12 protein-coding genes are annotated in these 12,474 nt (G+C 74.0%); 6 read left to right on the top strand and 6 right to left on the bottom strand.

Going from position 1 to position 12,474, the window contains the following annotated elements; genetic code table 11:
• Nucleotides 1-20: 20 nt before the first annotated feature.
• Nucleotides 21-1,577, bottom strand: a complete 1,557-nt coding sequence (locus I4I81_RS09680; protein ID WP_218602513.1) for an acyl--CoA ligase family protein — start codon at nucleotides 1,575-1,577, stop codon at nucleotides 21-23.
• Nucleotides 1,578-1,587: 10 nt separating this feature from the next.
• On the opposite strand from I4I81_RS09680, the gene I4I81_RS09685 reads away from it, so the two are divergent.
• Entirely contained in the window at nucleotides 1,588-2,898 is a 1,311-nt protein-coding gene (locus I4I81_RS09685; RefSeq protein ID WP_225924528.1) for an acyl-CoA dehydrogenase family protein, read from the top strand.
• Here I4I81_RS09685 and I4I81_RS09690 read toward each other — a convergent pair.
• Nucleotides 2,895-3,074 carry a hypothetical protein gene (locus I4I81_RS09690; protein ID WP_218602514.1) on the bottom strand — a complete coding sequence of 60 codons (180 nt, stop codon included), beginning with the start codon at nucleotides 3,072-3,074 and terminating at the stop codon, nucleotides 2,895-2,897. The two genes, I4I81_RS09685 and I4I81_RS09690, sit on opposite strands and share 4 nt — an antisense overlap.
• Nucleotides 3,075-3,091: 17 nt before the next feature.
• Here I4I81_RS09690 and I4I81_RS09695 point away from each other — a divergent pair, with 17 nt between their 5' ends.
• Nucleotides 3,092-3,853, top strand: a complete 762-nt coding sequence (locus I4I81_RS09695; RefSeq protein WP_226363854.1) for a hypothetical protein — start codon at nucleotides 3,092-3,094, stop codon at nucleotides 3,851-3,853.
• On the opposite strand, the gene I4I81_RS09700 is transcribed toward I4I81_RS09695, so the two are convergent.
• Nucleotides 3,840-4,346 (bottom strand): MarR family transcriptional regulator, encoded by a 507-nt coding sequence (locus I4I81_RS09700; protein ID WP_226363855.1) that lies wholly within the window; start codon nucleotides 4,344-4,346, stop codon nucleotides 3,840-3,842. The genes I4I81_RS09695 and I4I81_RS09700 overlap by 14 nt on opposite strands.
• Before the next feature lie 144 nt (nucleotides 4,347-4,490).
• On the opposite strand from I4I81_RS09700, the gene I4I81_RS09705 reads away from it, so the two are divergent.
• The gene (locus tag I4I81_RS09705) at nucleotides 4,491-4,832 is read left to right on the top strand and encodes a histone-like nucleoid-structuring protein Lsr2 (RefSeq protein ID WP_218606064.1); all 342 of its coding nucleotides are present in this window, start codon (nucleotides 4,491-4,493) and stop codon (nucleotides 4,830-4,832) included.
• A 19-nt stretch (nucleotides 4,833-4,851) separates the two neighbouring features.
• Here I4I81_RS09705 and I4I81_RS09710 read toward each other — a convergent pair whose 3' ends face one another.
• The 3 genes from I4I81_RS09710 to I4I81_RS09720 form a co-directional block, all read right to left on the bottom strand.
• Nucleotides 4,852-5,391, bottom strand: coding sequence for a GNAT family N-acetyltransferase (locus I4I81_RS09710; protein WP_218606065.1), 540 nt, complete (start codon nucleotides 5,389-5,391; stop codon nucleotides 4,852-4,854).
• A 16-nt stretch (nucleotides 5,392-5,407) separates the two neighbouring features.
• Entirely contained in the window at nucleotides 5,408-6,709 is a 1,302-nt protein-coding gene (locus I4I81_RS09715) for a hypothetical protein (RefSeq protein ID WP_218606066.1), read from the bottom strand.
• 61 nt (nucleotides 6,710-6,770) lie between these two features.
• The gene (locus I4I81_RS09720) at nucleotides 6,771-7,928 is read right to left on the bottom strand and encodes an MFS transporter (protein WP_226363856.1); all 1,158 of its coding nucleotides are present in this window, start codon (nucleotides 7,926-7,928) and stop codon (nucleotides 6,771-6,773) included.
• A 60-nt stretch (nucleotides 7,929-7,988) separates the two neighbouring features.
• Here I4I81_RS09720 and I4I81_RS09725 point away from each other — a divergent pair, with 60 nt between their 5' ends.
• From I4I81_RS09725 to I4I81_RS09735, 3 genes are read left to right on the top strand one after another with little or no spacing between them, the layout of a single operon-like run.
• On the top strand, nucleotides 7,989-9,536 hold the full coding sequence (locus tag I4I81_RS09725; protein WP_218604516.1) for a long-chain-fatty-acid--CoA ligase: 1,548 nt from the start codon (nucleotides 7,989-7,991) through the stop codon (nucleotides 9,534-9,536).
• Between the two features lie 35 nt (nucleotides 9,537-9,571).
• Entirely contained in the window at nucleotides 9,572-10,918 is a 1,347-nt protein-coding gene (locus I4I81_RS09730) for an alpha/beta hydrolase family protein (RefSeq protein WP_218604517.1), read from the top strand.
• Entirely contained in the window at nucleotides 10,915-12,336 is a 1,422-nt protein-coding gene (locus I4I81_RS09735) for a pyridoxal-dependent decarboxylase (protein ID WP_218604518.1), read from the top strand. Before I4I81_RS09730 ends, I4I81_RS09735 begins: the two co-directional genes overlap by 4 nt.
• Nucleotides 12,337-12,474: the final 138 nt, after the last annotated feature.

Below are 12,474 nucleotides of genomic sequence, written 5' to 3' on the forward strand. Positions count from 1 at the left end.
CACGATCCTCCCCCTCCCCCTCACCGGATCCGGTGCTCGGACCCCTTCCACGCCTCGTCGCGCAGCACGAACTTCTGGATCTTCCCGGTCGAGGTCTTCGGCAGGTCGGTGAACGTCACCGTCTTCGGCGCCTTGAACCGCGCCAGCCGCTCCCGGACGTGGTCGATGATCTCCTGCTCCGTCGCGCTCGCGCCCTGCTGCAGCGTGACGTAGGCGGCCGCGACCTCGCCCCACTTCTCGTCGGGCACCGCGATCACCGCGACCTCCAGCACGGCGGGGTGGTCGGCGATGGCCTGCTCCACCTCCACCGACGCGATGTTCTCACCACCGGAGATGATCACGTCCTTGGAGCGGTCGCGCAGCTCCACGTAGCCGTCGGGATGAATGACGCCGAGGTCGCCGGTGCGGAACCAGCCGTCGGGGATCGCGGTGGCCGTCGCGTCGGCGTCGTCGAGGTAGCCGAGCATCACGTTGTTGCCGCGCAGCGCGATCTCCCCGACCGACTCCCCGTCGCGCGGCACGTCGGCGCCGTCGTCGGTGACCACCCGCACCGCGCAGGAGATCATGTTCCCGACGCCCTGGCGCGCCTTGAGCCGCGCCTGCTCGCCCGCGTCCAGGTCGTTCCACTCCGGCCGCCAGTCGCAGATCATGACCGGCCCGAACGTCTCGGTGAGCCCGTAGAGGTGGGTGACCTCGAACCCCAGCTCCCCCATCCGCCGCAGGATCGCCGGGCTCGGCGGCGCCCCGCCCGTCGCGACCTTCACCGGCGGGCCCTCCAGCGGCGCCGCCTCCGCCGCGTAGGCCAGCATCGACAGGACCGTCGGCGCGCCGTTGAGGTGCGTGACGCCCTCCTCGCGGATCAGCCGCCACACCTCGGTGGGGTCGACCTTGGGCAGGCAGACGTGCGTGGCCCCGGCCGCGGTGACGGCCCACGGGAAGCACCAGCCGTTGCAGTGGAACATCGGCAGCGTCCACAGGTGCACCGCGCTCGGCGTCAGCCCGGTGTGCCCCACCATCGCCAGCGCCTGCAGGTACGCGCCGCGGTGGTGGTACATCACGCCCTTGGGCCGCCCGGTGGTGCCGGAGGTGTAGTTGATCGAGAGCAGGCCGCGCTCGTCGTCGATCGCGCGGGCGAGCGGCGTCGCGCCGTCGAGCAGCGCCTCGTACTCCGCGCCGGCCCGGATCCGCTGCGGCGGGGCGTCCAGCGTGCCGAACACCGCGTCCACCAGGTCGTCGAACACGGGGTCGTGGACGAGCACGGAGGCGTTCGAGTGCTCCAGGATGTAGGCCACCTCCCCCGCCGAGAGCCGGGTGTTGACGGCGACGAGCGGCACCCCCGCCCACGGCACGCCGAAGTTCGCCTCCAGCAGCACGTGCGTGTTCGGGGCGAGCACCGCCACCGGCCGCCCGTCCGCGAGCGGCGCGAGCCCTCCGGCCAGGCGACGGCAGCGGTCGTGCAGCTCGGTGTAGGTCCAGCGCCGCTCCCCGTCGACGACGGCGGTGCGGTCGCCGTGCGCGGCCGCCGCGCGGTCGAGGAAGGACACCGGGGTCAGGGGTTCGAAGCTGTGCGGCTGCATGGACGTCAGCATGTCCGATACCTACGGTGACGGCATGGCTTGGGACTTCTCCACCGAACCGGAGTTCGAGACGCAGCTGGAGTGGATGCGGGGGTTCGTCCGCGAGGAGATCATCCCGCTGGAGACGCTCGACCTCGACCGCGCGGCGTTCGCGCGCATCACCGCCCCGCTCAAGGAGCGCGTCAAGGAGCGCGGGCTGTGGGCCGCGCACCTGCCGCCGGAGCTGGGTGGCGGCGGGTTCGGGCAGGTCAGGCTGGGGCTCATGCACGAGATCCTCGGCCAGTGCCGCTACGCCCCGGGGATCTTCGGCAACCAGGCCCCCGACTCGGGCAACGCCGAGCTGCTCGCCATCGGCGGGTCGCCGGAGCAGCAGGAGCGCTGGATGCACCCGCTGCTGCGCGGTGAGCTGCGCAGCTGCTTCTCGATGACCGAGCCGGGGGCGGGTGCCGACCCGACGCTGCTGACGACCCGCGCCGTCCTCGACGGCGACGACTACGTCATCGACGGCCACAAGTGGTTCAGCTCCAACGCCTCGCAGGCCGACTTCCTCATCGTCATGTGCGTGATGGACCCGGACGTCTCGCCGTACCAGGGCAGCTCGATGATCATCGTGCCGACCGACACGCCGGGGGTGAACGTCGTCCGCGACATCCCCGTCATGGACCACCCCACCCACTCCCCCGAGCTCTACGGCGGGCACGCCGAGGTGCTCTACGAGGGCGTGCGGGTGCCGAAGGAGAACCTGGTCGGCAACCCCGGCGACGGGTTCCGGCTCGCCCAGCAGCGCCTGGGCCCCGGCCGCATCCACCACGCGATGCGCTGGCTCGGGCAGTCGCGCCGCGCGTTCGACATGCTCTGCGAGCGCGCCGTCAGCCGGCACACGCACGGGTCGGTGCTCGCCGACAAGCAGATGGTGCAGGACTGGGTGGCCACCAGCGCCGCGGAGATGCAGGCCGCGCGGCTGCTCACGCTGCACGCGGCGTGGACGATGGACCAGGTCGGCGCGTCCGACGCCCGGCTGGAGATCGGCATGATCAAGTACTGGGGCGCGAAGGTGCTCCACGACGTGATCGACCGGGCGATCCAGGTGCACGGCTCGCTCGGCTTCTCCGGCGACCTCCCGCTGGAGGAGATGTACCGCGCCGCGCGCGCCGCCCGGATCTACGACGGACCCGACGAGGTGCACAAGGCCACCGTCGCGAAGCGGATCCTGCGCGGCTACACCCCGACCGACGTGCCGACCGAGCACGTCCCGACCCGGGCGGTGGCGGCGCGGGAGAAGTTCGCGGAGTACCTGGTGGGCGCGACGGCGGACCTCTAGCGCGCCGACGCCTGGTTCGCCGGCTTCGCTCCCGCCTGCGCGGCCCGCTCGTGCAGCCGGGAGCGGATCTCGTCGGGGGTGTAGGCCTGCCGCTTGCGCTCCGCCCGGACCGTGACCACACCCGTCGCGGCGACCCCGGCCAGCCCGGCGAGTCCGATCAGCTTCCACCAGCGCATGTCGCTACCGTACCGGCGTGCGGCCCCCTGGTTCAGGAACGAGTCTGATCACCCTCGACCGGGCCTGCGAGCTCGCCCGGACCGGCGACATCTGGGTCTTCCGCGGGAGCAGCGGCGCCGACCGCGCCATCCGCGGGCTGACGAACTCACCGGTCAACCACGTCGGCATGGCGATCGTCGTCGACGACCTGCCGCCGATGATGTGGCACGCCGAGCTGGGCCGCTCCCTGCTGGACCTGTGGACCGGGCAGCACCAGCGCGGCGTACAGCTGCACGACATGCGCGACGCCGTCCTGCAGTGGGGGCACCGCTACGGGCAACGCGGCTGGCTGCGGCAGCTCGAGGGTCCGGACGCGCACCGGCACGAGGGCCGCGACATCGAGGACGGGGCCCTGCGCGCCGTCGCGCGGCTGGACGGCACCCCCTTCCCCTCGACGGCCCGGCTCACCGGCCGCTGGCTGTGGGGCCGGACCCCGCAGCTGCCGTGGCGCCGGACGCAGGACGTCGAACCGGCGGGGCTGGAGACCGCCTACTGCGCGGAGGTCGTGGCGCTCACCTACGAGGAGATGGGCCTGCTGCCCCGCGACCGCCGGCCCAACTGGTACGACCCCGGCCGCTTCTGGAGCGGCGACGACCTGGAGCTGACCGCGGGGTTCCGCCTCGGCGGCGAGATCGAGGTGGCCCTGCCGCCCGCCCCCGGCACGACGCCGGTGGCACTGGAGGCCGCCCCGCCCCGCCCCGCCTGGCGGCGCGCGTGGGACCGCGTCAGCCCCCGGTAGGCGGCGACACGGGCGGCGACACGGGCGGTGACACGGGCGGCGCCACCGACTCCCGGTACGCGCGCACCATCTCCGTGGCGTCGCCGAGGAAGCGCCGGGCGACGGCGAGCTCCGCGGCGTCGTAGCCGGCGAGCATCTCGTCCATCCGCGCACCGAGCGGCCCGAAGAACGCCGTCCCGACCTGCTCCGCCGCGGCGCCGTAGTGCAGCGTGACGCGGCGACGGTCGCGGTCGTCGCGGGCGCGGCGCACGTGGTCGGCGCGCTCCAACCGGTCGACGACCGCCGTCGTGGCCCCCGACGACAGCCCGAGGTGCCGGCCCAGGCGCCCCGGGGTGAGCGGCTCGCCCGCACGGTCGGCCTGCATCACCGCCAGGAGTGCCGACAGGTCGGTGGCGTGCATGCCCTGGCGGTCGGCGAAGACCTGACTGAGCCGCTCGGCCTCCGCGGCATAGGCCTGCAACAGGCGCACCAACTCGTCCCGATCACCGTCCACGTCACCGACGATAGCAGGCATCTCGACCATCGAGAGACACCATTCCCGTCCCGGGGGTGGAATAACGACCCCTGTTCGACAATGCGGCATCGCATCCTTTATCGTCGACCTCGAACAATTGACGATCCCGAGAAAGGCACGTGCGTGGCGAAGCACACCACCGTTACCCTGGTCGACGACATCGACGGTTCCGAGGCCGACGAGCAGGTCGAGTTCGCGATCGACGGCAAGGCCTACGAGATCGATCTCTCCACCGCCAATAGCTCGCGTTTGCGCGACGCGCTGGCCCCGTTCGTTTCCGCGGCCCGCCGCTCCGGTGGCCGCCGCAGCTCCGGTGGTTCGTCGGCCACCCCGGCGGCCCGGCCGAGCACCGACCGTGAGCAGAACCAGGCCATTCGTGAATGGGCCGTCGCGCAGGGGATGAAGATCTCCGAGCGGGGTCGCATCCCGTCCAACGTTCTCGAGGCCTACCACCAGAACCACTGATCGGCGCCGGAACCGCTGATCAGGGCGCGAGCAGCCGCCACACCACGTCCTCGCCCGCCTCCCCGGGGGACAGTTCCTCCTGGGGCGGGCGGCGGGCCACCTCGGTGAATCCGAGACGTCGGGGTACGGCCCCACTGCGCAGATTCGCCACGTCGTGCACGATCTCGACACGGTCGGCCCCGATCCGGAACGCCTCGGCCGCCAGTGCCGCGACGGCGGCTGTGATGTATCCGTGCCCGGTATGGGCACGGTGTAGCCAGTAACCGATCTCCAGGCCGCCGGGACCGATCCGGTTCGACATTCCGCAACCACCCACGAGCGCACCGTGACCGAGCCGGATCGCGTAGCCGTACCCGCTCCCGTGCGCCCATTCCTCCTGCACGTGCTCGACGTGCCGCAGGGCGTCGGCGTCGGAGTAGCCGTGCGTGGCCCACGCCATCCAGGGCCCGATGTGGGACAGCGACTCCCCCACCACCCGGTACAGGTCGTCGACGTCGGCCGCGGTCCAGCGCCGCAGCGTCACCGGGCCGGCGGGCAGTTCCTCGCGTGCGGCGTCCACCCGTCCATCGTGCCCCTCACCAGACGGTGAGCAGCAGGTGGTTCACCGCCAGCGCGAGCCCCGCCTGCGCGGCCAGCCAGCGGCGCGGGTGCGGCATTCCGACACACGCGACGACCAGCCAGACGCCGAACGGCAGCCAGATCCGCTCCACCTCGGCCTTGCTCAGCCCGGACAGGTCCGCGAGCAGGATCGCCGCCCCCGCGGCCGCGACGAGCCACCCGGCCCGCGCCGGGAGCGACGGGGTCCGCCGCAGCCCGGCGACGACCGCGGGGCCGACGGCGATCGCGAGCGCCGCGAGGTTGGCCCACACGAAGTAGCCGTACGGCCGGGTCGAGGCCACTGACAGCGCGTAGATCACCTGCACCCGCTCGAAGCCGTCGAACCACCAGAACCCGCTGACGGTGAACGCGGCGACGACGACGGCGACCCCGGCCGCCGCCCACGCCGCGGCCCGCCACGCGCGCGTGAGGATCAGCACGGCCAGCGGGACGAGGCCGCCGAGGACCAGGCCGTAGGACAGGTAGAGGCAGTACCCGAGCAGCACGCCCCCGGCGAACGCCGGCACCGCGCGCCCTCCGGCCGCGCCGATCGCGAGCAGCGCCACCCCCCAGGCCAGCACGGCGGCGAACATCCCGTCGGCCGACACCCCGACCCACACCGCGCCGGGGAACAGCACGCCGAACGGCAGCGCCGCCCGTGCGAGCGACTCGACGCCGAGCGCGCGCAACGTCACCGCGACCGCGACGCACGCCGACGCCCCCACCAGCATCGTCACCACGCCCGACGGCCCGCCGCCGCCCAGACCGAGGCGGTCCAGGACCACGTAGACCAGGAAGACCCCGGGGGGGTGCGCGCCGACGTGGGTGACCCACATGTCCGGCCCCGGCAGGATGAAGTCGGAGAACGTGCGCAGCGTCGTCGGCACGTCGATGACCCGCGGGACGTCCCACAGGTACTCCTGGTCGCTGCTCAGCCGCTCGACGACGCCGCGGGTCCAGCCGTCGACGAGCGCGAGCGACACCGTCCACACCGCCGACGCGCCATACGCGAGGAGCAACAGCGGCCGCCACGCCAGGCGTGCGGCGAGGTCCGGGCCGCGCGCGACGACCAGCACCGCGACGACGACCGCGACCGGCGTGCCCGGCCCCACGTGCGGCAGCCACACCGCCAGCAGCGGCGGCAGGCCGAGGAAGATGTCCTGGCCCGCGGCCTTGAGCGACTCCCCCACCAGGTGCGCGGCGACGACGAGCGCCGCGGCCGCGCCGACGGCGACCAGGTCCCACCGCGTGCGGTGGCGGACGGGGGTCGGGGCGGTCACGCGGCCATGATCGCCGACCGGCCGGGGCCCGGCGCACCCCGTCCGCGGACCGTCACATCCGTCATGCGCTCCGCGCGTAGGCCCGGCGCCCGACCGCCGACAGCACGGCCACCGGAACCGCTGCCGCGACCGCCAGCCCGAACACCAGCGGGTACGCCCCCGCCTGGGCCAGCGGGGCGAACAGGGCCGTGCCCGCCGCACTGCCCAGGAACAGCGACGCCGCGAACAACGCCACCGCCGACGCCCGCTGCTCCGGCACGACCTCGGTGACCCACGCCTGCAGCGTCGAGTGCAGGAACGCCCACGACCCGCCGACCAGCACGCCCGCCACCGCGATCGTCACCAGGTTCAGCGCCACCGCGGGCACGATCCAGGCGGCGACGAGGAACGCACCCCCGATCGCCGCGAGCCCCGCCGGGGGCACCCGCCCGACCAGCCGGCGCACCAGCCGCGACCAGGCCAGCGCGCCGAGCCCGTACCCGGCGGCGAGGAACCCGGCGACGGTCGCGCTGGTGCCGAGCGACTGCGCGGCGGGCGCGAGGAACGTCAGCACACCGAGCACGACGATCCCCTCGCTGAACGCGAGCACCAGCACCGCGACCGCCCACGGCACCCGCAGCACCCCGCGCAGCGCGTGCCACGGGCTGCCGCCGGTCGGGACCCGGTCCGGTTCGGGCAGCCGCGCGAGGGCGAACCACAGCACCACCGCGGCGACCGCCGTCACCCCGGGGACGATCCGCCAGCCGACGAGGTCGGCGAGCAGGCCCGCGCCCGCGGTCGCCGCCGCCACGCCCAGCGAGGACGCGGCCAGCACGTCGGACAGCGGTCGTTGCCGCACGTCGGCGGGCCAGGCGTCGCCGACGTAGACCAGCGTCGTCGGGATCAGCGCGGCGAAGCTGCCGCCCGCGACGGCCCGCATGATCCCCAGGACCAGCAGGTCGGGTGCGAGCACCGACCCGACGCCACCGACAGCGGCCCCGACCAGCGCGATCCGCATGACCCGCACCCGCCCGATCCGGTCGCTGATCAGCCCCCACACCGGCTGCATCAGGCCGTAGGCCAGGAAGTAGACGCTCGCGACCGTCGCGACGGCGGCCAGCGACGCGCCCAGGTCCAGGGAGATCACGACGAGCAGCGGCGCGATCGCGAACCGGTCGCACGTGCTGGTGAGCGCGGCGGCCTGGAGCAGGCGCAGCCGGGTGTCGGGGACGGTGGTCACCCGGCGACCCTGCCCCACGGTCCCCTTGCCCCTGCGGTGACCCCCGGCCAGGGTGGGGTGATGACGTCCCAGGGCATCTCCGGACAGGGCATGACGATGAGCGACCTCGTCGCCCGCTTCGCCCGCACCACCCCCGACGCGATCGCCTTCCGCGACGGGGAGGTCACCCTGACCTGGGCGCAGACGCACGCGCGTGTCAGCCGGATGGCGTCGGTCCTCGCGGGCCACGGCGTCGGCCCGGGCGACCGCGTGGCGGTACTGGCGCTCAACAGCGTGCCGCTGATCGAGGCGATGGCGGCGATACTGCGGCTCGGGGCGATCTGCGTGCCGGTGAACTTCCGGCTCGTCGCCGAGGAGGTCACCTACCTGCTCACCGACTCCGGGGCGACGGTCGTCGTCGCCGACGACACCTTCGCGCCGCTCGCGCGGGCCGCCGGGGCGGGCACCGTCGTCACGATCGGCGCGGGTCACGAGGAGCTGCTCGCGGGCGGGTCGGAGGACTACGCCGAGCAGCCCGTCGACGACACCGCACCCGGGCTGATCATGTACACCTCGGGCACGACCGGTCGGCCCAAGGGCGCGGTGCTCAGCCATCGCAACATGTACCTGCACGCCTACGCGAACGCCCTGCAGGCGGGCTCGGGCGTCTCCGGCAACGTGGGGATGTCGGGGGCGCCGCTGTTCCACATCGCCGGGGTGTCGGGCTTCTACAACACCCTGGTCGCGGGCGGCACCACCGTGCTCACCCCGTCGGGCGGCTTCGACCCGTCGGCCATGCTCGACCTGCTCGAGCGCGAGCGCGTCTCCACCGTGTTCTTCGTGCCGGCGCAGTGGGCGGCGATCGTCGCGGTGCCGGGCGTGCGCGACCGGGACCTGTCCGCGCTGCGCCGCGCGGTGTGGGGGGCCGCGCCCGCGTCGACCACGCTGTTGCGCACGATGATCGACACGTTCCCGGACGCCGAGGTCATGACGGCGTTCGGCCAGACCGAGTGCAGCCCTGTCACCTGCATGCTCGGCGGAGAGGACTCGATCCGCAAGATCGGCTCGATCGGGCGGCCGATCGTCGGTGTGGAGGTCCGGATCGTCGACGACGAGATGACCGACGTCGCGCCGGGCGAGGTCGGCGAGATCGTCTACCGCGGCCCGACCGTCATGACGGGGTACTGGAACAAGCCCGAGGAGACCGCGGAGGCGTTCCGCGGCGGCTGGTTCCACTCCGGCGACCTCGTGCGCGCCGACCCCGACGGCTACCTCTACGTCGTCGACCGCAAGAAGGACATGATCATCTCGGGCGGGGAGAACATCTACTGCGCCGAGGTCGAGAACGCCCTCGCCGCGCACCCGAAGGTCGCGGAGGTGGCGATCATCGGCGTGCCGGACGAGCGGTACGGCGAGACCCCGCTCGCCGTGATCTCCCCGCGTGACCCGGCCGACCCGCCGACCGCCGCCGACATCGAGGAGTTCTCCCGCGAGCACCTGGCCGCCTACAAGCGCCCGCGGCACGTGGTGCTGGTCGACTCGCTGCCGCGCAACCCGAGCGGGAAGGTGCTCAAGACGGTGCTGCGGGCCGCCCACGGCGCCGCGTCCGTGGCGGAGCCCGCCGTCTGAGTACGGCTACGGTGGCGCCCGTGAGGTGGTGGATCATGGGAATCGTGCTCGTCCTGCTGGCCGCGTGCGGGGCCCCGCCCGGGCCCACCGCGATCGAGGGCACCTGGCAGGGCCGGATCGAGGCGCCCGGCTCGCCCCTGGACGTCCAGGTGACGTTCGCGGGCGACGGCGGGAGCATCGACATCCCCGCGCAGGGCGTGAGCGGGCTCCCGCTCCGCGACGTGCGGGTCGACGGCACCGCCGTCACGTTCGCCCTGCCCGACGCCCCCGGCGGCGCGACGTTCCGCGGAACGCTCGACGGCGACACCGTCGCCGGCGACTACACCCAGGGCTCCGCCCCGACCATCCCGTTCTCCCTGGCCCGCGGCGAGCTCACAGCCCCGGCCCGCCCGCAGGAGCCGCAGCCGCCGTTCCCCTACCGCGCCGACGACGTGACGTTCCCCAGCGGCGAGGTCACGCTGGCCGGCACGCTCACCCGCCCCGAGGGCGCCGGGCCGTTCCCGGCCGTCGTCATGATCACCGGGAGCGGGGCGCAGGACCGCGACGAGACCATCGAGGGCCACAAGCCGTTCCTGCTGCTCGCCGACACCCTCACCCGCGCCGGGTTCGCCGTGCTGCGCACCGACGACCGCGGCGTCGGCGGTTCCGGTGGCGCCGCGTCCGGCACCGCCTACGAGGTGCTGGCCGACGACGCGCTCGCCGGCGTCGCGTTCCTACGGGGCACCGAGGCGATCGACCCGGCGCGCGTCGGGCTGTTCGGGCACAGCGAGGGCGGCTACCTGGGACCGCTCGCCGCGTCGCGCGGCGACGTCGCGTTCGTGGTGTCGATGGCCGGGCCCGCCGTGTCGGGCGAGGACGTGCTGATCCTGCAGAACCGGCTGCTCCGCGAGCAGGCCGGGGCCGACCCGGCCGACACGGAGGCCTACCTGGCGTTCCTCGCCGAGTTCACCGACCTGCTGCGCGCGGGCGACGTGGAGGCCTCCAGGGCCCGGTCGCGCGACGAGATCATCGGCCAGCTCGCGACGCTGCCGGAGTCGCAGCGCCCGGGCCCCGAGCAGGTCGACGCGATCGTGGACTCGACGCTCGACCTCGCCCCGTTCCTGCTCTACGACCCCGCCCCCGCCCTGCGCGCGCTCGACGTCCCGGTCTTCGCGTTCTTCGGGGACAAGGACCTGCAGGTGCCGCCGTCGCAGAGCGAGGGCCCGATGCGGGAGCTGCTCGCGGGCGGCCCGGACGCCATCGTGCGGACGTTCCCCGGCCTCAACCACCTCATGCAGCCGACGGCCACGGGCTCGATCACCGAGTACGGCACGATCGAGACCACGATCGCGCCCGAGGTGCTCGACGCCGTCACGGGCTGGTTGAGTGAGAGGTTCTCGTGAGCGATCTCGACCCCGAGGAGTTCCGGCGGCTCGGGTACGCCGTCGTCGACTGGATCGCGGGGTACCGCGCCGGCGTCGGCGACCTGCCGGTGCGCCCGGCGGTGGAGCCGGGCTGGGTCCGGGCGCAGCTGCCGGACGCCCTCCCGGAGGCGCCCCGGGAGCTGGGCGCGCTGCTCGGCGAGCTGGACCGGGTCGTCGTCCCGGCCACCACGCACTGGCAGCACCCCGGGTTCTTCGGCTACTTCCCGGCCAACGCCTCGCTGCACTCCGTGCTGGGCGACCTGCTCTCCGGCGGGCTCGGCGTCCAGGGGATGCTGTGGTCGACCTCGCCAGCGGCCACCGAGGTCGAGCAGGTCCTGCTCGACGGCCTGGCCGACGCGCTCGGCCTCGATCCGGCGTTCACCTGGGCCGGTGGCGGGGGCGGCACGATCGCCGACTCCGCGTCCTCGGCCGCGCTCGTCGCCCTGCTCGCGGCCCTGCACCGGACGTCGGGGGGCGCGTGGCGGGAGTCCGGCGTCGACGGCACCGAACGCGTCTACGTCACCGCCGAGACGCACTCCTCGCTCGCCAAGGCGGTGCGGGTGGCCGGGCTCGGCGCCCGGGCGCTGCGGGTCGTGCCGCCCTCGCGCGGCTCGCTCGCGATGTCGGCCGACGCGCTCGCGGAGATGCTGGCCGCCGACGTGGCCGCCGGCCTGCGGCCCGTGCTCGTCTGCGCGACCGTCGGCACCACCGGCACCGGCGCGGTCGACCCGGTCGCCGCGATCACCGCGGTCACCGCCCCGCACGGCGTGTGGGTGCACGTCGACGCGGCCTGGGCGGGCGTCGCGGCGCTGTGCCCGGAGCACCGCGACCTGCTCGACGGCACCCGGCACGTCGACTCCTTCTGCACCGACGCGCACAAATGGCTGCTCACCGCGTTCGACGCCTCGCTGCTGTGGGTGCGCGACGCCGCCGCCCTGCCCGCCGCGCTGTCGATCACCCCGGAGTACCTGCGCAACAGCGCCACCGACTCCGGCGCGGTCGTCGACTACCGCGACTGGCAGGTGCCGCTGGGCCGCCGGTTCCGCGCGCTGAAGCTGTGGGCGGTGATCCACGGGTTCGGGCTGGAGGGGTTGCGCGCGCACCTGCGCGGGCACGTGGCGCTCGCCGCAGAGCTGGAGTCGTGGATCGTCGCGGAGCCCGGTTTCGTCCTCGCGGTGCCGCGGTCCCTGTCGCTGGTGTGCTTCCGGCTGCAGGCCGGCGACGACGCGACCCGGGCCCTGTCGGAGCGCGTCAACGCCACCGGGAGCGCACTGCTCACCCACACCGTCGTCGACGGGCGATACGTCGTCCGCGTCGCGATCGGGTCGGTGGCGACCGAGCGCGAGCACGTCGTGGCGCTGTGGGACCAGCTGCGGGGGGAGGCGCTGCGGGGCTGACTAGCTCCAGCGGCGGAGCGGCCGGCGCTCGGCGAGGCCGAGCAGGCCGTCGGTGATCTTGCCGAACAGCGCGAGCAGCGCGAGCAGCACGATGTCGGTGCGGCCGGCGTTGCGGCTGTCGATGAGCTGGAGACGTAG

The sequence above is a fragment of the Pseudonocardia abyssalis genome (genome assembly GCF_019263705.2).
Classification (GTDB): Bacteria; Actinomycetota; Actinomycetes; order Mycobacteriales; family Pseudonocardiaceae; genus Pseudonocardia; species Pseudonocardia abyssalis.